Genomic DNA, 22,098 nt, shown 5'->3' with positions numbered 1-22,098 from the left:
GCAGTAATGACACAAACGGTTGGAACTATCCCGATAGCCTCTTTGGCCAAAGAGAAGCGCGGACATTTTAAAATAGGAATACCTTGCCCTAAGGGAATGTGGCCCGCCGTCATTCAATTACGGCTTTCCGCAAACGGAGTTTCTCTGTCTGACGCATCTTTTATCAAAACCTCTCAGCTGTGGCCAGATGGTTCGATAAAGTGGTTGCTATGTGAAGGTTTAATTGACCTTCAACACCATTCAGCAAGCGATGAAATAGTTCTGACGTTAGACGCGGTTGAGAACGACTCACCGTCAAAAACGCTTTCACCTCCTGTGATTAATAACGATGAGGCGCTTTCACTATCACTGCGCAATGGCAAAGCATTTACGATTAAGAAGGCTAAACCTTTTGAGTTTGCAACGAACAAGCACTTCTCCAGTTCGTTCGACATCGTTGATGTTACTCCTCAATCAATAACACCCATCGCGTTCTCGTATGCTCTTCATTGCAATAACAACGAATACAGCGCATTAACCGTTGAACAAAAATACGAAATTAGGCTTGGCAGCGATAAAAAGCTGATTGTTGAAACAGAAGCGTCAATCTTCCTTAGTACTGGAACGGTTTGTGCTCATTTAACCATGCGAAACCCAAGCGCTGCGTCACACCCAAATGGGAAGTGGGATTTGGGCGACCCAAACAGTGTTTATTTAAAAGAATGTTGTATCTCGTTCAAAGGTAAATCGCTAGAGTCGACGCTTACGCTAAATTCTGATGCCTTCAGTTCATCTGAACTTGAAGAGCTGACACTTCATCAGGCTTCCAGTGGTTTTGAAAACTGGCAAAGTCCTGTTCATGTAAATCAAGACAACGTCAACTCGCTTCCGTTTCGCGGTTTTAAGCTATACCAACCAAACCAATTATTGCTTTCAGGTGACCAAGCGCAGCCGCATATCACCATCTCAGACAGCGGTAGCACTTTTAGTATTCATGTTGATAAGTTTTGGCAAAATTTTCCTTCTTCAGCACATTTATCAGCAAACACGCTAAGCGTTAGCTTATTAGGTTCAAGGCATAGTGAATGTACTGAACTTCAACCAGGTGAGCAAAAAACACGATGTATCTCAATCGCACCTTTTGAAATGCAATCGCTACAGGTAGTCATTGATAGCGCTTGGTTAAGAAAGGCATCTGTACTGCCTTTTCTCCCTTCTAAACCATGCGAGTTTGACTCTCTTATAAAAAGTGGCATTGAAGGTCCGTCTTCTTTTTATCAAAAGCGGCTTGATATCGACGAGTTTGGATGGCGACATTTTGGTGAGCTGTATGCTGATCACGAAAAGGCCCTCGCACCTGACGAGCACTTTTTCGTGTCACATTACAACAATCAATACGACCCCATATTTGGAATGCTGATGCAGTGGTTGTTAAGCGGCGACTCCCGTTGGTTTGAACTCGCCGATGACCTCGCCAAGCATGTTGCAGATATTGATGTTTATCACACCAATGACGATAAGCCCGAGTATAGCGGCGGATTGTTTTGGCATACCGACCATTATGTTCAGGCATATACCGCTTCTCATAGAACGTACTCTAAACATCAGCCGTCTGGTGTTTACGATGATCATGCTGGAGGCGGCGGTCCGGGTGGGCAACATTGTTATACCAATGGTCTCACTTTGCATTATTTGCTTACTGGCTACACACCGTCTCGAGACGCAGCACTATCTATTACACAATGGGTAACCAATTATTATGAAGGCGACGGTACGTTTGTAGGTGCCCTACTAGCTTTTAAAAATAGCGATATTCCTGGTGTTAAAAATGTAAAAACAGGGAAGTACCCTTTAGACAGAGGCACGGGTAACTACCTGCAAGCAAGGTTAGATAGATACGAACTACAAGGTTGTGATAGCGATATTGACGCCGCGGCCTTTATTATTGCGCACACGGTCTCCCCCACCGATGACTTCGACCAATTACAATTGGATAATGTCGAAGCGACTTGGTTTTATACTGTCTTCCTACAAGCCGTTTGCCGATTTATATCACTTAAAGAACAGCGCTGTGAATGTGACTCGAGCTATCAATATGCAGTAGACTCACTTACTCACTATGCCAATTGGATGGCAGTGAACGAATACGCTTATTTGGATAAGCCTGACATTCTTGAGTTTCCGAACCAAACATGGAGTGGGCAAGACCTAAGAAAACTATGCGTACTGCACTTTGCGTCTAACTATTTAACTGAAGCCCAACGTGCGCTTGCTGAACAAAAAGCCGAACAACTAGCAGATACAATTTATCAGCGCCTTAGTACGAGTACAGAAACGGGTACCACGCGCGTACTTTGTTTAATGATGCAAAACGGTCATTACTCCGGTTTTAAGCAAGCTGCCCGCCCTCTTTCATCGACTTCTACACAAAAAGGTCAGGCCTTAACAGAGAAATCCAATTCATTGAGTTTTCTTTTGTCTAACCTTATCGATTTATCTCCGTCAAGAGAGAGAAAACAGCTAGTGAAACGTTTTCCACAACTTCAAAAATGGTTAGGTAAACCATGAGTATTAATACGTCTTTTGTCATTCCGCATAAGGGTCGTGAGGACATGCTCATTGAAACACTGACAAGTATTGCGGGCTTAACAACGCCTAAAGAACAATACGAAGTTATTTTGGTAAGCCAGAATAAAGAAATTTCTAATACGCTTAGCGCATTTATCGAAACAGTAAATTTGCGTGTTGTATATAACGACGAAAACAATACGATTTCACATTCTAGAAATCTGGGTGCCGGCTTGGCGGCAGGTAAATACTTGGCATTTTTAGACGCAGATGTTGCACTTGCATCGAATTGGCTAGACGTAATGATTGATACTCTCAATACGCGAGACAATACGGTTTTAGCCAGCGCTATGCAGGTTAACAGCCCTAACGCGCCGCCTTTAGAGAGAATAAGAACGGCATTAAGCAATGCTGAACTTGATGTGCCTGTGAGTTTTCTACCTGGCCGCAATCTATTTCTTCTGAAAAAAACGTTTGAGGCAGCAGGTAAGTTCCCTGAACATCTTCTTACTTGTGAAGATTATTTCTTTACTGATAAGGTGAATGAATTAGGTGAGTTGTTTTACACATCGCAAACCCAGTATATTCACATTGGCGAAGACAAAGCTTACGCGCCGATGTATAAAAAAGAGATATGGCGCGGCCAGTCCAATATTGCATCTTTGAAAGGAAGGCGCATTCCGCTGAGAGAGTGGCCAAGTTTTGTTGTTCCTTTTGCATTTACAGGTGGTCTTTTACTGGCTTTTCTCGCGATAATATTCTCGCAACCTATTGTCGCTATAGTTATGTTAGTAGGCGCTTTGCTGCCTTTTACCGCGTACACGTGGCGACTAAAAAGGCTTGTTAAGCAGCGAGTAACTTGGTGGCATTGTTCACTTTTTTATCTGCTTTATTTTCCGGCTAGAGCACTTGGAACATTAATAGGAGTACGCGGCGCTGTTAGTACCAGCTCGCATAAATAACAATGAAAGTTTTACAGTTTATTTGTTCAACCGGTTTTTACGGTGCAGAAAGATGGGTGTTAGCGTTATCAAAGCATTTGCCAGGAAGTGTTTCAAGTGAGCTTGTTGTTACCTTAGAACCTGGTACAGAAGAGTTAGAACTTGTAAAACAGTTCAAAGCAATAGGAAAAACGCACCACATTCCTATGCATGGCCGTTTTGACCTGCGTGCGGTTTCGAAATTAGCAGATTTAATTCAAGAACAAGATATCGATATTATCCATACTCACGGCTATAAGTCAGATATCCTTGGCGTAATGGCGGCTAAAAAAGCAGGCATTCCGTGTGTTGTAACCCCCCACGGCTTTGAAAATGCTGCCGACTTGAAGCTTCGTCTCTTTATTTGGTTAGGGTGTCAGTCGATGCGCTTTGCCGACAAAGTTGTTCCACTTTCTAAACAGCTAATGAGTGATGTAGAGAAATTTGATATCGCACCGGAAAAGCTTAAGTATATCCAAAATGGCGTGGACTTGTCTGAAGTAGAAGCCGTTAGACAAACAAAAACAGACAAGCCAAAAGAAAAGAAGACCATTGGCTTTGTGGGCCAAATGATTAGCCGGAAAAATATAAAAGCAATTTTAGACTGCTTCGAGTCTTTATATAAAAAGCGGCAAGATATTGAATTAGTACTGCTGGGTGACGGCGAAGACCGCCCCAGTTTAGAGGCATATTCAAAAACACTGGCTAGTGCCAGCGACATTCATTTTTTAGGCTTTAGAAACGACAGGTTGCAGCTCCTGCGCGACTTCGATTTATTTGTAATGACATCGACGCTTGAAGGCATCCCTCGCTGCTTAATGGAAGCATGTGCTATGGAAATCCCAGTATCTGCTTATGACATTGCGGGTATCGACCAGCTAATAACACACAACGAGTCTGGTTTATTGGCGCCGCTTCACGACATTAATCAGCTTGAGAATGATTGGGAGAAGCTGCTAGATGACAAAGCGCTCGCTACCTCACTAGCTCAAAACTCAAAGTCGTTTGTAGAAGCCAACTTCTCTGCCAAGCGAATGGCAGATGAATACCTTGAATTATTCAGAGGCATGCTGAAAGAGAAAGTAAATGCATAAACAGGACGTGCTATTTGTTTTAACGATTGATACTGAAGAAGAGTGGCAGTGGGACGAAGAGTTCCCGCAGCATAACTGTTCAGTTAAAAACGTTGAAAAACTTCCTGAATTTCAAACTTTCTGTGAAAGCCTCGGTATCCGTCCTACGTATTTTGTTGATTACGCCGTTGCAAGCAACAAAACTGGAAGCGAAACGCTACGCGCTTTCGCCCATTCCAATAGCGCCGAAATTGGCGCACATTTACACCCTTGGTGTAACCCACCCTATTTCGGGAAGACAACAGAAGCTGAATCTCACGTCATAAACCTTCCTTTAGAGCAAGTTGAGCAAAAACTCGATGCACTAAACGCCCTTTTACACGACGAAGTAGGCATTCGCCCACAGTCCTTTAGAAGCGGGCGATGGGGCGTAAGTGCCAAAATGCTTAGATTACTCGCATCAAAAGGCTATGTCGTAGATTCAAGCGTTTATCCCTTTTACAGGAACGACTATTTTAGCTGCCTCGGCGCGCCAGAATCACCTTATTGGCCTTCGTTTGACAATGCGTTAGCGCCTGGAGAACAGCGACAATTGCTAGAAATTCCGGTAACTGCTGGGTTTAATATTCAAAACTTCTCTCTTGGTGAACGCATTCATAATCGACTATCTAAACCACCTTTTAATTGGTTTAAATCTGTCGGTCTGCTTTGGCACAGTAAACTTTTAAGAAAGATTTATTTGAGTCCAGAGCTTACCGAAATAGAAGACATGCTTGCATTAGTCGACAAAAGTATTCTGAAAAAACAACCCGTTATTCATATGTACTTACACAGCTCTAGCTTAATCGACGGAGCAACGGGCCTTTTAGATGGGCCAAATGCATTTGAAACAATATGCCAGCGCATTGAGGTTGTTACTCAACACTTAGCGAAAAATGCCAATGTTAAATTTTGCACTATCTCAGAAGCCAAGGTGCATTTAAGTAACCGCAGCGCTTCAAGCGGTGTTATTAAAGGTGAGCAAAATTAATGACGGCACAACAAAATACAAAGTTACGAATAGCGTCAGCCAGCGACAAACCTTTGTGGGATGCCTATGTATCACAACACAAAAATGCTTCCGCTTATCACAAGTTTGCGTGGCTTGAAGCGGTAAAGGCCGCTTACGGTCATTCAATGCTTGGCGTTATTGCCACATGTGCTAATACGGAGCAAGTTGTTGGTGTCTTCCCTGCTGTTTTAATGAATATACCTTTGCTGGGCAAGCAAATATGTTCTTTACCTTATTGCGATGTAGGCTATGGCTTAGCCGACAACGACAAGGTGTTAAATGACATGCATGCGCTTCTTGCTGCAAAGATGCAAAACGTAACAGCCAAAAAATTGGAAATTAGAGGTATAGAACAATCACCTTTAGACAAAACCCAGTTTGAGAGCAAAAAAGTACGTATGCTTTTGCCTCTGCCTGAGTCAAGTGAAATACTGTTATCAAGTTTCAAGTCTAAATTACGCAGCCAAATAAGAAAGGCGGAAAAGAATGGGCTTACCTTTGAGTTAGGCACATCGAACGTCCTAGTAAGTGATTTCTACAACGTATATGCTCAAAACATGAGAGATCTCGGCTCTCCTGTTCATGCCAAAAAATGGTTTAAGGCAATTATAAAAAGTTACGGACAAAGTAGTTTAATTAGCGTGGTTTATCACGATGGCCAACCTATTGGTGGTGGCGTTATCATAAAATCGGGTGACAACGCTTCTATTCCATGGGCCTCAACACTTCGTGACTTCAATCGCCTTGCTCCTAATATGCTGTTGTATTGGTCTTTGCTTTCCCATTGCGCCGACAATGGCGTGAAAGTTTTTGACTTTGGCCGCTCAACCTTTGAAGAAGGTACATATAAATTTAAAAAACAATGGGGCGCAGAGCCTCAACTGCTCAACTGGCAGAGTTTTGATAAAAATAATGAGTTGATAAACGCTAAAAGCGACGCTGAGTCAGGCTCAAGCAGGGTAAGAGAAATAGCCGAAAACATTTGGCGTGAACTTCCCTTAAAATTTACCATTGTAACTGGGTCTATTCTTCGACCTTATATCAGTTTGTAGGGATAACCATTCATGTGTGGTATTGCAGGATTTAGCCTTTTTAATTTCAACGAAGGCGGTGAAACTTCATTAGAGGCTATGCACAAGGCTATTCATCACAGAGGCCCAGATGCCAGCGGCATGTATATTGATGAACATATCGGCCTTTGTCATAGGCGGCTGAGTATTCTTGATCTTTCAGAAGCAGGCAATCAGCCCATGTACTCGAAAGAGGGTGACTTAGTTATTGTTTTTAATGGCGAGATCTACAACTTCCTTGAATTGCGAGCCGAGCTTGAAAACGCTGGTGTTGTATTTAAAAGCCATACAGATACCGAAGTTATTTTAGAACTGTATGCGCGCGAAGGAACCAAGTGTTTAGATAAACTAAACGGAATGTTTGCCTTTGCTCTGTGGGACAAAAAAAAGCAAGAACTGTTTATTGCACGGGATCGACTGGGTAAAAAACCCCTTTACTATTTTAATGATAATGGACGATTTGCGTTTGGCTCTGAAATTAAAGCTATATTGGCATTGGAAAACATTCCGAGGGAAATTCGCTTAGACGCCGTTTATGACTTCTTTGCATATCAATACGTTCCCGACCCAAAGAGTATTTTTAAGCACATTCACAAGTTACCACCTGCTCATTATTTAATTCTTAATAAAGACGGGTTCAGCATTCATGAATATTGGGATTTGAGCTTTAAAAACACTACAAGTGCCAGTGAGGATGCCAATAAAGCGCAGTTAAAAACCTTACTTGAAAAAGTCACTAAGCAAAGAATGATCAGTGATGTTCCGCTTGGCGCTTTCTTAAGCGGTGGTGTGGATAGCTCGGGTGTTGTCGCTATGATGGCACAAGCCAGCGAAACTCCCGTAAAAACCTGTACCATAGGATTTGATGATAAAGCATTTAACGAAGCTGATTTCGCTCGTGAAATAGCTGAAAAATACGAAACAGAGCACCATGAATTTACCGTTCACCAAAACGTTAGCGACAGACTAGAACATATCGTCAGCTTTTTTGATGAGCCTTTTGCTGACCCTTCGTTAGTGCCGACCTTCTTCGTTTCGGAACTGGCAAGAAAGGCTGTAACCGTTGCTCTCGCAGGGGACGGGGGCGATGAGATGTTCGCTGGCTACGAAAAGTACTCGATAGACGATGTTGAAAACAAGCTAAGAAGCAAATTCCCCGAAGCGGTCCGAAAGTCGGTTTTTCCGCATTTGGCTAAAATGGCTGGAAAAGTACCAGGCACGGTCGGAAAAAAAGCCAAATCATTGCTTACAAGCTTGTCTCACGAGCCGGCGATGGGCTTTTATATCACAAACAGTATGATGACTGACGAAATGTGGCAAAGCTTAGTTAAGCCTGAAGTTGCACAGCAGCTCGCCGATTACCACCCTAGTCAATATACCTTAGACATGTATAACAAAGCCGACGGTCCAGACCATTTAAGCAAAATTCTTTACACCGACATCAAGACCTACATGACAGGCGACATCTTAGTAAAGGTTGACCGCATGAGTATGGCAAATTCGTTAGAGGTACGAGCGCCTATTCTGGATTACCAAGTTGCAGAGTTCGCTGCTACACTGCCCTCTTCACAGAAATACTGGGACGGTGAGAAAAAATACTTACTTAAAGAGGTCTTTAAGCCCTTTATTCCCGACTCACTGTTGTATAGAAAGAAAATGGGCTTCAGCACGCCGCTGGATGAGTGGTTTAGAGGGGAGCTGAAAGCACTGTCGGAATCCATTCTATCTAATGCTAGCTATGGCGTTTACGACATATTTGACCGAGATAGTGTCAATCAAGTCTGGCAACAGCATCAAAACGGGACTCACCAACACGGGACAGTGCTTTGGAGCATGCTCATGTACCAAATGTGGTACAACCGCTATGTAAACGTTGATAAAGAAAGAGGTTTGCAATGAAAGTGCTTCATATCACCTATGACATGAGGATAGGCGGCACCGAGATGGTGATAAAGAACCTCATTGAGAGTAATACTGATGAAAGCATTGATATGTCGATATTTTGTATTGAGTCTCCCCTTGGACCTTGGGGGGAAGAGCTTAAAAAAGCAGGGATCTCCATCAGTGTGAAAGCACGCCAACCGGGTTTTGATCTTTTACTTATCAAAGCGATACGCAAGCATATAAGAGACAATCACATCGACATCGTTCATTGTCACCAATACACGCCCTGGGTGTACGGCGCAATTGCAACAGCCTTTACCAGTACAAAGGTTATTTTCACTGAACACGGGCGTTTTTATCCAGATTCGAGCAGTTGGAAGCGAAAATTCGTCAACCCTGTTTTATGTAAGTTAACTTCTGTCATTACTGCCATATCGAAGGCAACTAAAGACGCCCTAGTTACTTACGAATATATTCCCTTCGATAGTGTAAATGTTGTGTACAATGGCATTGAACCTTTGCGCCCAAACCAAGAAGAACTGCCACAGCTAAAGAGTCAACTTGAACTACCTCAAGATGCATTAGTTTTTGGCACCGTTGCCAGACTAGATCCTATAAAAAACCAGAAAATGCTAATTACCGCATTTGCCGAAGTTAGCGCGATACTACCAAACGCCTATTTGTTAATAGTCGGAGATGGTGAGCTAATGGGCGATCTAAATTCATTAGTGGCACAATTAGTTATTACTGAAAAAGTCCTCTTCGCAGGATACAAGTTAGATCCTTCCAACTATCTGGCAATTATGGACATATTTTTACTCCCATCGCTAAGTGAAGGTACATCGATTACATTGCTAGAGGCCATGTCTATCGGAAAGCCATGTATTGTTACCAATGCAGGAGGAAACCCAGAAATTGTAGCTCATTTAGAGACGGGATTGGTGGTGACTAATGATAATGAACAAGAATTAAAAGATGCGATGATTTCCATTAGTCAATCAAACGACTTGTACGTCAAACTCTCAAATAACGCAAAACCCAGATTTGACGAACATTTCCATGCAACAAAAATGTTCGACAGTTATTCTAAAATTTATCGTAGAACTTTGGAGTCCTAGTGAAATTAGCGAGCACTTGCATCAAAATTTGTGAGATGAAAAATGGGCAATAATAAAAATATACCTATTTTCTTATTAATGGGATTCCCAAGGTCTGGCACTACATGGTTTTCAAATTTAATAAATTCTAGTGAAAGCGTAATATACAGACATGAACTTATAGGAAGAAACCATGGCATGATGGGAGACAGAGTTTTCTCCAAACTAAAATATGCAAATGGTTTGAGTTCCTCTGATTATGACGTCGTAGAGAAAGTGATTAAAAAAGCGCATGTAGAAACGGACAAACCCCCATTTTTTAAAAAGAAATACGGGTTGAGAAAGTTTCCAAAAATTCAGTATTTTTTCTGGTCACTCGCTAAAGTCTTTCCCCGCGCTTCTGGCCTCTACAATCGCCTTTATCGGCTAGGCAACAATCCCGATTGGAAAGTTTTAATTAAAGAAACACGATCACTTACGGATATGCGGTCTATGATCCTCGGCTTAGAGCCGAACGCACTGTTGTTTCTAGTGAGAAAGCCTCAAGCTACCATTCTTTCTCATATTAAGGGAGTGCAAAAGAAAAAAATGAGTCCCATGCCTGATAAGGTCAAGAATAGGCTACGGATAGAAGCTTCAAAAAGCGAGTACTTTAAAACACACTTAAGTCATAAGAAACTTGATACCGAGTTAAAAGATATAGAGTATTACGCGATTAACTGGGCGCTGTATCACGAAAAAGCATTAGCATTAAAATCAGAGTTTTCTTCTGCTTCAATTTATTTCTACGACGAAATCATGGAAAATCCTCGAAAAGAAATAGAGCGCATTTTTTCAAATCTACATCTTGAGATATGTGATGAAGTAGAAATTTACATCGCACAGAGTTCCGGGCAAAAGCCTAACTATTTAAAAGATGCAGGCGACCAATACTATAGTGTTTATAGAGATAGCACTTTTAATAAGGATTCGTGGAAGGACGAGCTTACACAGAAAGAAATAAACCTTATTGATTCTTACTGTAGCACGTTGTATGAAAAACTGAGTGAGCTAAAAGCATAAAGCTTATAACGATGTCAGTTAACTTCACTTGTGTTTCAAGAAATTTACTTCTGGTAGCCACGTTAAACGCTGTAGCTCAGGCGATATCTAAACGCTTTTTAGTATGTAAATTGAATATTGTGTTTCACGCTAAACTCATGAATTTCTAATAAAAAGTCAGTCTTGGACAGCTCTTCTGAGTTGTCAACCAAGTCAGCTCTGCCCCCATTTCTTGATGATATTAGCCTATTAACATGGTTATTCTTGATTACCACATCTTGTGTTGGTGTAAATCGGTATTCAATAGCTCTTCTATATGAATGTTCCATAAAGATATAGTTGTTTTCTACCAAGGTATTAGGGCTATCTTCTAAGACTATTCCGGTATCTCCAAAAGGGTCTTGATTGTCTGAATGATAAATGAAGTTATTCCTGATAGTACCACCAAAATTTGAGAATTTGATGTATTTATTTTCATCCCCTTTGACGCGTTTTCTCATTCCAAAACCAATCGCTCTATCTGAATCAATGATGATATTGTTTTCAACAACATTATTCTCGGTATTGTTCCATAAATGTATAGCATGCTCGGAAATTCGATTTCTTGGGCTCGCAATATGCTTAAATACGTTCCCTCGGATCACCCAGTTTCTGATTCCGTGCGCATCTATACCACCAATATAATAGTTGGGGCCAATTCCCGCACTGTATTCAAAAAGGCAATTCTCAACGATTCCCGAATCAGACTGAATGTTGGGTTTGTTTCGTTTGTCATAGCTGACTTTTACTAATTGTTCATAGCTATCCCTTATGGTGCAATTACGAATAATTGGAAAGTCTGCATTGCGCTCAGAACGAATTTGAATAATATGATTACCCGCATTTTGCATCGTGATTCCATCAATGACCACGCCTGAACTTTTTATGTCTATCAAGTTCTCAACATTCTTAGATCTTCTCATTCCCTTACCATTAAAAATCACTGAATTCTTATCAGCGACTTCAGACAGCAACATGATATTTGGCTTATTAAAAACTAATGTTTTGGTTAAATCATACGTCCCAGGAGCAACAAATATCGCCACATTACCATTGGTGCGCTCCAGTACGTTAAGCAGCTGCTCAGATGAATTGACATATTTTTTGTCGTAATTTTCGGGAACCGTAATCTGTAGTTGATTAACTATGAGCTCTTCATGAGGGTTACCAAGCTTTTCAGCAGGTTGATATGTGGATATATCAACATTGGACACAATACTAGAATTTGGACTAGTTAAACCAGAAATAATGGCTTTAATATCCGATCTAAAAAAAAAGCCAATAATAGCTACCGCACCCAATCCAGCAGCAATACCTAGTCCTTGAGCAATTCCGATCAAAAACTTTTTAATGAATAATTTAAAGAAAGCCATAGATATTCGCTCTTCCTTGGACAAAAACGTTACATGTGAACACAATCGACTAGTTCTAAGACAGATAATTCAGCTTAACAGAAAGAGGCCTCACTCTTTCTTGCTGATAAATGAAATAAATAACCAGACAGCAATATAATCGCTATGGGAAATGGCCATTTAAGCCAATAGGCGACAATCTCAAAATAGTATTTTTTAGTAATAAAGTGCGACACCCCATCCCAACGTTTAAATGAATTGTCATATATTTTGCTCATTGTTATGACATCACTATGTGGATAACCCGCATTTGCGTACGCCTCGCCAGCGATATCCGGTTTAGATTGTAGCTCTACAGGACTGAAGTTGAGCGGAACGCCAAAATCGGGATCAAATGTTAACTCTTCACCGTTTTCAAACGTCGCGGTTAAAATTACATGACCTGGAAATGTCAGTAGTTGATTGGGGATTCCTTGCCTGTCTAATAGCTGGGACATTATCATAGAAGCATCGCCACAAATCCCAATACCTCTATTAAGGCTTTTTTCATAATTTGCGAAATGGTACCTTTCGTATTCGGGAATCCCCGAGAATCTCCCCATAAAATTTAGAAAGTAATTCTCCCATATTGGGACAAGTTGGTTGAACTTCTTAGTATCATATCTGCGCCAATGAATATGCGCTAAGCCACTACCGATAACTTTTGTAATTCGCTCAGCATATTCTTTGTCTGTTTCCCCTTCGGCTCGTTCAATAGCAGTAAACGTTTCCTCTCGCGTTAGTGTAATATCATTTTTAAACCGCAATTCATCATCAAAAAATACGGAAGGTCTCACATCCTTGAAAAGACCGTAAATATTCACGCTGAATAACCCTAAACCTAAGGTCATCAATACCACAGCGATATATGTGTAGAGGTTAATTCTCATTTTTTACTAACGATGCCTTTTCTTGGTTAGCGGTGTATCTCACGACGTAGATATTATAAGCACAGGCGATAAACAATACACACCAATACAATATTTCAGCTCTCATCCGATTCATAAACGTCATCGCGACGACAAAGGCCAGAAGCGCACATTGAAGCGCTATCACCTTAAAGTAGTTGTCTACGTCAACGCGTTCTTTTAATGCTCTCTTGGTAATATTAGAGGTTCGGTAACAGGCATATAACATCATGATAAATGCGAACAGACCTAAATAGCCAACTTCAGTTAACGTTTCAAACCACGTGGAATGAACCGATCTTTTCCGGCTTTCTCCAGTATCTACACCTTCTGGTATATAGATAGGGGCAAACACGTTAAACCCTTGAAAGCCGTTACCAAAAGGATAGTCTTTAGTCATTTCCCACGCGGACTGCCAAAAAATGAATCGTGTCGCACCCGATTCTTGAGCAACATTCTTGGTTGATTGGGTGGTCATAGTGTATACACGTTCGATAAAAGTTTTGTCAACAATTACAGCAGCACCTGTTAGACCCGCCAACGTAATGACTACGGCTGCCGCTTTCTGATACTTTCTTTGAAAACTAGAGAAGTACATGTGCCACATAAAGAGGCCGCAGCTCAAAGCAACTGCCAAGAAAGCTCCCCGACTGTTAATCAAGACGATCCCATTAGCAATAAACGCGCCCGCTATGGCTATTAGTAGGCGAATTTTGTTATTGCTAGCTGTCCAAAAATAATATAAACACAGTACCACACTAGGCGCAATCGCAGCAGCTAAGCCATTAGCATCTGGTGAATCAACCGTGCCAATACCTTCAACTCGGCCGGCGCCGTTTCTTCCTTTTTGCATCGCCATAAAACTTATGTACCAAGCTCCATATATATAGCCGTACATCATAATATTAAGGTCTTTATCAGACTCGCACATCTTGAATGCGATGCTAATAATTAGCATTAGCTTAAAGTAAAAGACAAGTGCTTGATTATGCCCAATGGGGAGCACCGCGTAAAAAGACGCTATGCCATAGAGTAGCAGTAGCACGTACATCCATCTAAACTGTGGTATTTGAACTAGACGGTTTTGGTTAAATTTACCAAAAGACTTGGCAAATAGTAGTCCCATGACCACAACCACGATAAATGAATAAGGCAAGTTTGGTACAGATGAGCCCCACCATCTATTTTGAGGATTATAAAAATAGACTGCCTGATAAACCGCAAATATGAACATTGGAGAAGCTAAAATTGCGTACAATATTCCGCCGGCATAGCTTCCTAAAAACAGTAAGATATTAATCATTTAAGGTCTTATTTATTCAATCTATCCAAAGTACTCAATCTACTACCCATTCTCATAAAAGGTAACTCAATATATTTGTACGAAAGGTGAGCAACATACAAGCTTACGAAGCCACCAAATGTAATGACCACGAAATAGCGCTGTACAGAATCAGTCACACTAAAGTAGATAAGTAACAAAACGGCACAACCGATAAGTAAGTTGTGGTAAAGGTAGAGGCTGTAAGAATATTCACCCATTTTATATAGCTGACTGGTTAATATTCTCGGTAGTTTTACCTCTGCGAAAAGAATAGATGCCACAACTGATAGCGCTATGAGTCCTAACATTACCCAAATGTTTGAGATAACGGGCAGGTCTGGAATCTCAATAAACCCATTACTCACTATTGAAGCTGACACAAACAAAAAAACAAATGTGATTGTTCCGATATAATGGTTTAAACGCAATTCATAATTTCTATAAAGATACCCGAGTAAAACACCACCACAAAAGGTGAAGCCCAGCATAAAGACTCTTTGGTCTTTAAATATACCTAAATCCAGCTTGAAAACCATGTATAAGGCTACGCCCATTAAAACTGGTGAAAGTGATTTCAGCTTAGGGATTAAGAAGAGCATAATGGGAAACAACAGGTAGTATTGGAACTCAACAGGTAGACTCCAATAGGCATTGTTGAACAAACCCGGCTGACCAGAAATATTGAAACTCAGTGTTAAATAATTAAGAAAATCAGTTGGGGTTGGTACCTGTAAGAATTGCCGCTCTATCCAATTGCCAGTAGCTACTCCATAGAATTCTCTAAATGCAAATGAAAATACAAAATAAACCAACAATGACAAAGCAAATGCTGGCCAAATTCTGAAGAAGCGTTTGATGTAAAAAGGAAAAACATTTAACTTGGTCGCCCTACTTGTATGGCTTAGATAAAGTGTCGTACCGCTAAGAGTAAAGAACAAAAGCACGCCAAACGTGCCTAAATCGAAGACCTTTAGCCATAACCAATTTACGGGTTCATCTTTTGATAAATAGGTATCTTGAGTCGCCCTCAGACTATGCGAAATCACAACGAGTAACGCAGCTATTCCTCTCAACCAAGTCAAAGGTTTAAAATGATGTTTTTCACTGCTCATCACATTACGTCTCTACTTCGCAATGATGCTGGGGTAGCTGTCGCTTCAAATGTTCAATCCATAATTTATTACCAGAGGTATTTAAGTGCAAACCATCACCAACATGATAAATGGTAGACAACTCATTCCCATCATCAAGGAAAATATCATATTGCTTCACTAGTGAAACGTTGTCATATTTGTCAATTTCTTCTGCGAGCATTAAATTAAACGCCGAAATATCTCCAGCTATACGTTTCAATTTGGCGGACAGGCTGTTCACAGGCAACAACTCACCTACGATAACGCGAGGGTGATCCGAAAGTGAGGCGAGTAATAGAGAAAACTCACTTAACGTAGAGGCTAAGGATTGACCTCTTATAAGATCATTTATGCCCACACCTATAAAGATACAATCAGTGTTACTTGTGCTTTTATAATCACTCAATCGCGCTCGGACGTTACTCACAGTGTCGGTGCCGATTCCAAAATTAATGGCATCTTTTGAGATTTCTGATACTGCTAAGCCTTGAATCAAGCTGTCACCGATAAATAGCACTGTCCTGTGAGAGTATTGACGATCTAAACGTTTATAAAAAACATGCGTAGACTGCACGAAATAGCTTTGTGGAGACGGCATTTTTTTGGCATCTAAATACAGGAAACTGACGAAGAGAATGCCAGCGATCAATATTCCAATAAGGATATTTTTCATTGTCTATCCCATCTTTCCTTGCGTTCTTTTTGCTGCTTCCTAGCTCGCCACATCGCTTGTCTCCAGCGGTACTGGATTTGAATCTCTCCAATAATTTTCTGATGCCATTTAAAATAAAACAACTGAAGTTTAGATAATTTTACAGGCTGGCCAATTTTTTTATAACCCAGTTTTTCTAGCAAGTCGCCCGCAACATTTTCAACGACATCAATCTCAAATTGAGACAATTTAAACTTCCACTTCTCGGACAGTGTTTTATCCGGTTTTTTAAATGTATGAACATTTTCTCGCTGAACGTTGTAATAGCTGGCTTGCTTGTCGTATTCAAGCATTTCCGGGGCAAGTGAACATTCCAAAAACTGACAAACTTGTTCAAGTGTAGGTTTAAAGTTTGTAACGATATCTTCATAGCGTATAAACAAAAAGTTTTCAGGCATTTCAGACATAAATTCAAGCTGTTGCTCGACTTCGCGCTTCCATCGCTGTGCGCCATAATAGGCGTTTGTACCTAGCCCCCATTTGTTCTCCATATAGGAGTTTGTTACACCGCGCCCATCGCGAACAATAATAATGAACTTAGACGCTGGTAGAAAATTGCGCAATACATCAATATATTCAGTTAATTGAGGATCTTTTAGCCCCCAAATTGGGGCGGCTTTCACCAAATTCGCTAACTCAGAACCATTCTCAATGTAAATTTGTTTTTCTATCCCCTTGATAACCGCTTCAGTTGACGACGAGTCCTCAAAAACCTTGGGCAAATCAAGTTCGTTTTGAATAAATACTTCAGGGTGTGCTGATAGAATTCTGGTTAACAATGTTGTCCCAGAACGCTGCGTTCCCATGATAAATAAAGGCGATAACATCTTAAAAACTCTCTAGTTACTTTAGATTATTCATTGAGAAAGATTGCAACAAGGATGGAGAATACTTCTTACCTTTGATGAATGGTTTAATCTTTGCTTTCGCGACTTTCCACCAATTATCTCGCCATCTATCACTTATGTTATCACCAGAGGCCAATACATAGCCTAAGATTGGAGCTCCAATCACAATATAAGGTGCTGTTGCCTCTTGTTCAAAAAAATTGCGGATTTGCATATGCGGATATCTCGCCCATGGAATAAAGCCAATAGACTCCAGCGTAGGCTTTGTAGGGATATCCAATAGCTCATCACACAATACAGAAGTTGATCCACAAAGTTGACTCATTTCTTGGCATGGTATTGCTCTGCGTACGTCGTGGTATAAAAGGTAGCCCCCGTCGATTACAGCGCCAGACTTATCATCAACTAAATTAAGTACCGTTGAAACAAAATTTCTCGATAACAAATCGTCAGAATCTAAAGCATACCAGTGGGTAACTCCACTGTTTACCAATGCACTCATAGCAAAAGCAATTTTTAAATTCTTATCTTGAATCAACTTATTGTGATTGAAGTCAGGTGCGTTTCGGTCCGGTGGCAAAAAATCAACTTTAACGACCTTCAACTTAGGAAATAAATCCTCAATTTCTTGGGGAATTTCGTGACCGGCAACGGCTACCACGAAACTATCGTTGTCTTGAGCATAAACAGATCTAAGCGTTGAAATAAGGGATCTAACGGTTACTTTCCAACACTTAGAGATAGCTTTTGATTTTAGAGGTATAATAATGCCGAGCTTCAGTTTTTCCATGCTAAATAGTAAACCTCTAAACGTTTGTATATTTTATTAAAAAAATGAAATCTGTTGAAAAATGAAAGATACATCACAACCAAATACATACAATAACACGCCATGAATATGGCTACACTAACTATGACATGCAACGAAAAATAACTTTCAATAAAAAAAATAGTTAATGTAGCAAATGACACTGAAGCCAAAACAGGGCTAACCGAAAGGAAAATAGATTTAAAATCTATATTTGAAACGCGACAAGAAAACCCAATCGCTAAACATAGCGTGAAGAGACTAATTATGCTTCGAGCTAGCACAAAATCACTGAGCTCTGGTTCTAAAGACAAAATAAGAAAAGTGATGAGGGTAAGAAAAAAGCTCACTGAATCAATAATAAATATCGGTTTAGAAACACCTTTAGAAATAATAATGTTGCTGAAAAAGATCATCATCGAAAAAGAAAAAACGAAGAGTGACATCACTTGCATAAGCTCACCAGTGACCTCCCATCCATTACCTAACACTAACTGAACGAGAGGAACTGAAAAAAGAGCTATACCAAAAGAAAGAGGAACGATTATAAACGACAGTACGAAAAGCGTGACACAAAATTTATCTGTAAACTCATCATTTTTTTTATCACCAACTTTTGAAAAAGCACTGATTAACGGCTCCATAGCTGGATTGATGACCTCTTGACTAGCCATCATTGACAAGTTTCTTGCGACATGAAAAAAGCCCATTGACTCGACAGGAAAAAGTTTTGAGATCCAAATTGCGTCAATCTGCCCTTTTACCGCAGAGACCATACTCTTGAGCATGATCCATTTTGAAAACGTCCACTGCTTTGCGACATTAGTAAAATCGAATTTTGGTCTATAGCTACAGAAATAATATGTGCCTAGCATCATTATCACGTTTGATAGCAAGTCTGCAATTATGAGTGCCCAATAGCTTTGATAAAAATACGCAATGGAGATACAAACAACTGTAGACGAAAACTTTTGAATAATTCCAATATAAAATATTGATTTATAATTAAAGCTTTTCTTCTGCAAATGGATCCCTGGGTTATTTAGGGATTTAATAACGAGGTTAAATGAAACGACAATAAAGGCAAGGCGAATGCTTGGGTCACCGTAAAAGTGGGCTAAAAATTCTGAACATGCCACCAGTACAATAAAAAGGCTCCCCTTTATTAGAAAATCCAAACTCCAACTTGAATTCAAGTCAAGGTCACCTACGTTGTCTAGTTGTAGTATGTATTGGAGAGCACCTGTTGACGCTATTTTCTCAAATATGAAAAGAACAATTGCCAAGATAGCAGCCACACCAAAGTCATAAGGGTCTAGCAGTCTAGCGAGAACAATCAAACTGAACACAGAGAGAAATCGTTTGATTAAATTGAGTGCCGTAATAATCCCTGAGCTTTTTGCTATATCAAAGAAAATCATTGCGACTTGTTCCAACTCGACTGTATTAATTTCACTAACTTTTTTACCATCAAAATAAATACGATAGAACCGTAGCCGAAATAGCTTTTTCTCGTTTGAGACAGTGTTTGGTTTGCGAGATTTACGTATTGATGTGCGATAGATTCTAGACTCCACATCTGCCTAGCCTTTGTGGATTGACATGTTAGCATTTCACTTGTGAGAGGGAATACAAAATCGGACATGGTGTAACAATCAAAGCCAAACTGGCGTAGGTATTCAACCGCATAATGCTCATCATTAACAAATACAGGAACGTTATTAGCGAGGTAAACTTGCACTTTGGTCGGGGGTTTTGTTGAGTGATAAAAACGATCAGATTTAAAGTCTACTGCGAATGCCGAACGCTCAAAGGCTGCTCTCTGACGAGACTCACTCCACTGCTCAAAGCAATAGTTACCGATGAAGACCTTATCTTCCGTCACGTCAACGTCGTATACGCTATGACCTACTTCCCCCTCTGCAACAACGGAGTGCAATGACTTTTTCAAATGGTCTAGATCAGTTAAAAACACATGCGGAATTTGTGACAGGACTGGATATTTACTCAAATTGCGCAAAAGGTCAGGAATATAATCTACAACGCCAAGCCACATGTATGTGTTTTGTGGCTCTTTACGTTTTACGAGATATTTAACATAGTGATCTATATTTGAAACGTTCTCTGAGTCTATGAAGCGCTTTAGCAAGTCATTATGGACCGCAATCCTGTCAAAGAGTTTCAGTAACAAGGATGTGTCGTTAATGTGTTTCTCTGACTTAAAAAAATCAACAGGTATGTAGATTTTTCTGCTCTTCCAATTATTTACAAAAAAAGACAGTGGTGGCATCTCTTTGATTATAAAAACAAGACCATCAAAACTTTTTGGAATTTCTTTAAAAGCTCTGAAATAAATAACATTATATTCATCCTTAAGCGTATCGAAGATATCTTTGGAAACCCAAGAAAAGCTTGGCTTATCTGACTCTGGACCCACATATATGCTTTTCAAAACTTTACTCGTTATAAGGAAATAAGGTATGTGTCGTTGATTTTTTCTTTGTATTAGGGTGTCCCATATAAAATAAGGCCTTTACAAATACCTCAAATACAAAAGAGATAGTCAACCTAGATTTATACGTTTTTAAAAACTGGATTAATCCCAACAAAGCGCCCAACTTTCGGTAAAAAATTGTCTGTAATATGAAATCCCATAATCGCTCTCGTACCCTAAACATAGAAATATATTGTGCACCACCGGCAGATACACCTGAAAGATCATGCTCTAATATACCTCCCACGTAATAACGATCAAAATTTATCGATTTAAGCCTGTAAAAAAGTGTCGTATCAACACCATATATATTAAATCTATGGTCAAAAACATCCCCAAACTTGCACTTTAATCGCCTTATCGTGTCCTCTTTAATCAATAAACCACTTAATATAGAAACGACTGAAAGTTCATTCAACTCACCGTTAAAGTCGCCAGCAACCTTATTGACTTTGGGATATCTACGCTGGTTCAATGAAACAATGCTTGGCAGAAAAACTTCTCTATCGCCTTTCATAAAATCGTTAACAGATAAGACATATTCTTGAGTGACAAAGGTATCATCATCGAAATATATATTCGCGCATTCTTCATTTAGCATTGAGTTGTATACAAAGCTTAGAGGACTATTTGAAAGATTTTCACAAACAACAAAATTTTTGAATGTCTGCGAATCGATGAAAGCAGCGACTTCATCTCTAATTGATGAAGGACCATTGTTCCAAATACATACAGTTATTTCAGTATCAAAAAACGAATCTATATTGTCTAATAAACTATTTACTGTCTTTGACTGGCATATTGCCTTGTTGTACAAAACAATGACTATGTTCAGCTTCATTTAACTAGTTTTTTCTGTGGTAGAACAGCTAAAAGTAGCTTATTCAACTTTGCAATTAATCGAACGCTTAATTTATCAGGCCGATAAACTGCATGGGTTTTCTTAACGAAGTACTTCTGCTCTATTCTAGGATCACTGATACCCAAATTATTCACTATTACGTTTGCAGTACTGAGGCAAAATGTTAAAGAAAGTTGATCTCTCCTCGCATTGCCTAAATATTCTTTCCACCAAAGCTCCATTGCTCTCTTGAGGTCGCAAGAATGATGTCTGCGAAAAATAACACTTGCTTCATACAACGCATTGCCTTTGAATCCATTCGCTTTGTATCTCGCCATTTGGGGAATAACCCGCCAAAAGTAGTCTAATCCGAGTTCGAGACACTCGGAAGCCTCAGAATAAACATCATCACGTTTATAATGTTTATAAAGTGCAATATCTTTTGATGCTAAAGCGTTGTCTATTACGTCTTTAAGGGCTGAAACTACCTGGATATTTCCATCTACGTATACGCTGCACTCGTACTGCGGAAACAAAAGATGAGGATGCATTTTTATGTATCGGTTTAAATCCTTATGACTTAGGCTGGATTCAGGCAGCTTCATCAAATTCCAACCTGGTGGTACTTCGCCACTAAAAGCATTGTCGACGATTAATATATAGTCGACATCCCTTTCAGTTATATCAAGAGGAAGTAACTTGTCATAAGCACCAGTTATAACTGAGTACACTACATACGGCTTCATTTTACCCTCGTTACATGTGACGACTTAGAACATATGTCCGAATCAACATTTATTGGTTCACTATTAATATTATATTGTTTACGTGTAATTCGCTGGTTCATACAGGCGGCT

The 22,098-nt window shown here is 40.0% G+C and carries 19 protein-coding genes; 8 read left to right on the top strand and 11 right to left on the bottom strand.

Annotated elements, in window-relative coordinates; translation table 11 throughout:
- Positions 1-6 precede the first annotated feature (6 nt).
- From ACXAGK_RS07515 to ACXAGK_RS07480, 8 genes are read left to right on the top strand one after another with little or no spacing between them, the layout of a single operon-like run.
- On the top strand, positions 7-2,547 hold the full coding sequence (locus ACXAGK_RS07515) for a hypothetical protein (protein WP_474855341.1): 2,541 nt from the start codon (positions 7-9) through the stop codon (positions 2,545-2,547).
- Positions 2,544-3,509 carry a glycosyltransferase family 2 protein gene (locus ACXAGK_RS07510; protein ID WP_474855339.1) on the top strand — a complete coding sequence of 322 codons (966 nt, stop codon included), beginning with the start codon at positions 2,544-2,546 and terminating at the stop codon, positions 3,507-3,509. Before ACXAGK_RS07515 ends, ACXAGK_RS07510 begins: the two co-directional genes overlap by 4 nt.
- Before the next feature lie 2 nt (positions 3,510-3,511).
- Positions 3,512-4,621, top strand: a complete 1,110-nt coding sequence (locus ACXAGK_RS07505; RefSeq protein WP_474855337.1) for a glycosyltransferase — start codon at positions 3,512-3,514, stop codon at positions 4,619-4,621.
- Complete coding sequence (locus tag ACXAGK_RS07500; RefSeq protein WP_474855335.1) at positions 4,614-5,630, top strand: polysaccharide deacetylase family protein; 1,017 nt, start codon at positions 4,614-4,616, stop codon at positions 5,628-5,630. Before ACXAGK_RS07505 ends, ACXAGK_RS07500 begins: the two co-directional genes overlap by 8 nt.
- Positions 5,630-6,703 (top strand): GNAT family N-acetyltransferase, encoded by a 1,074-nt coding sequence (locus tag ACXAGK_RS07495; protein WP_474855333.1) that lies wholly within the window; start codon positions 5,630-5,632, stop codon positions 6,701-6,703. Before ACXAGK_RS07500 ends, ACXAGK_RS07495 begins: the two co-directional genes overlap by 1 nt.
- 12 nt (positions 6,704-6,715) lie before the next feature.
- Entirely contained in the window at positions 6,716-8,620 is a 1,905-nt protein-coding gene (gene asnB / locus ACXAGK_RS07490) for an asparagine synthase (glutamine-hydrolyzing) (protein ID WP_474855331.1), read from the top strand.
- Positions 8,617-9,723: a glycosyltransferase gene (locus ACXAGK_RS07485; protein ID WP_474855329.1), complete on the top strand. Its 1,107-nt coding sequence runs from the start codon at positions 8,617-8,619 to the stop codon at positions 9,721-9,723. The genes asnB and ACXAGK_RS07485 overlap by 4 nt, the downstream gene beginning before the upstream one ends.
- A gap of 42 nt (positions 9,724-9,765) precedes the next feature.
- Positions 9,766-10,764, top strand: coding sequence for a sulfotransferase domain-containing protein (locus tag ACXAGK_RS07480; RefSeq protein ID WP_474855327.1), 999 nt, complete (start codon positions 9,766-9,768; stop codon positions 10,762-10,764).
- 98 nt (positions 10,765-10,862) lie between these two features.
- Here the strand turns inward: ACXAGK_RS07480 and ACXAGK_RS07475 are convergent, their stop codons facing one another.
- The 11 genes from ACXAGK_RS07475 to ACXAGK_RS07425 all read right to left on the bottom strand — a co-directional run bounded on the left by ACXAGK_RS07475 (position 10,863) and on the right by ACXAGK_RS07425 (position 21,987).
- Positions 10,863-12,155, bottom strand: a complete 1,293-nt coding sequence (locus tag ACXAGK_RS07475) for a right-handed parallel beta-helix repeat-containing protein (protein ID WP_474855326.1) — start codon at positions 12,153-12,155, stop codon at positions 10,863-10,865.
- A gap of 74 nt (positions 12,156-12,229) precedes the next feature.
- A complete protein-coding gene (locus ACXAGK_RS07470) occupies positions 12,230-13,063 on the bottom strand; it encodes a hypothetical protein (protein WP_474855324.1) in 834 nt (277 codons plus the stop codon).
- Positions 13,053-14,384, bottom strand: coding sequence for an O-antigen ligase family protein (locus tag ACXAGK_RS07465; RefSeq protein ID WP_474855322.1), 1,332 nt, complete (start codon positions 14,382-14,384; stop codon positions 13,053-13,055). The genes ACXAGK_RS07470 and ACXAGK_RS07465 overlap by 11 nt, the downstream gene beginning before the upstream one ends.
- An 8-nt stretch (positions 14,385-14,392) precedes the next feature.
- A complete protein-coding gene (locus tag ACXAGK_RS07460; protein ID WP_474855607.1) occupies positions 14,393-15,517 on the bottom strand; it encodes an acyltransferase family protein in 1,125 nt (374 codons plus the stop codon).
- Positions 15,518-15,521: 4 nt separating this feature from the next.
- Positions 15,522-16,211, bottom strand: coding sequence for a GDSL-type esterase/lipase family protein (locus tag ACXAGK_RS07455; protein WP_474855321.1), 690 nt, complete (start codon positions 16,209-16,211; stop codon positions 15,522-15,524).
- Complete coding sequence (locus ACXAGK_RS07450) at positions 16,208-17,077, bottom strand: sulfotransferase family protein (protein WP_474855320.1); 870 nt, start codon at positions 17,075-17,077, stop codon at positions 16,208-16,210. Before ACXAGK_RS07450 ends, ACXAGK_RS07455 begins: the two co-directional genes overlap by 4 nt.
- Positions 17,078-17,093: 16 nt before the next feature.
- Positions 17,094-17,888 (bottom strand): hypothetical protein, encoded by a 795-nt coding sequence (locus tag ACXAGK_RS07445; RefSeq protein ID WP_474855318.1) that lies wholly within the window; start codon positions 17,886-17,888, stop codon positions 17,094-17,096.
- Positions 17,876-19,327 carry an oligosaccharide flippase family protein gene (locus ACXAGK_RS07440; protein WP_474855316.1) on the bottom strand — a complete coding sequence of 484 codons (1,452 nt, stop codon included), beginning with the start codon at positions 19,325-19,327 and terminating at the stop codon, positions 17,876-17,878. Before ACXAGK_RS07440 ends, ACXAGK_RS07445 begins: the two co-directional genes overlap by 13 nt.
- Entirely contained in the window at positions 19,324-20,343 is a 1,020-nt protein-coding gene (locus ACXAGK_RS07435) for a hypothetical protein (RefSeq protein ID WP_474855314.1), read from the bottom strand. The genes ACXAGK_RS07440 and ACXAGK_RS07435 overlap by 4 nt, the downstream gene beginning before the upstream one ends.
- 19 nt (positions 20,344-20,362) lie before the next feature.
- Positions 20,363-21,241 carry a glycosyltransferase family 2 protein gene (locus ACXAGK_RS07430; RefSeq protein ID WP_474855312.1) on the bottom strand — a complete coding sequence of 293 codons (879 nt, stop codon included), beginning with the start codon at positions 21,239-21,241 and terminating at the stop codon, positions 20,363-20,365.
- Positions 21,238-21,987 (bottom strand): glycosyltransferase domain-containing protein, encoded by a 750-nt coding sequence (locus tag ACXAGK_RS07425; RefSeq protein ID WP_474855310.1) that lies wholly within the window; start codon positions 21,985-21,987, stop codon positions 21,238-21,240. The genes ACXAGK_RS07430 and ACXAGK_RS07425 overlap by 4 nt, the downstream gene beginning before the upstream one ends.
- Positions 21,988-22,098 lie beyond the last annotated feature (111 nt).

This window comes from Alteromonas sp. ABM1_013 (assembly GCF_056160505.1).
The sequence above is the reverse complement of the archived record's forward strand: the minus strand, read 5'-3'. Positions and strand labels throughout refer to the sequence as shown.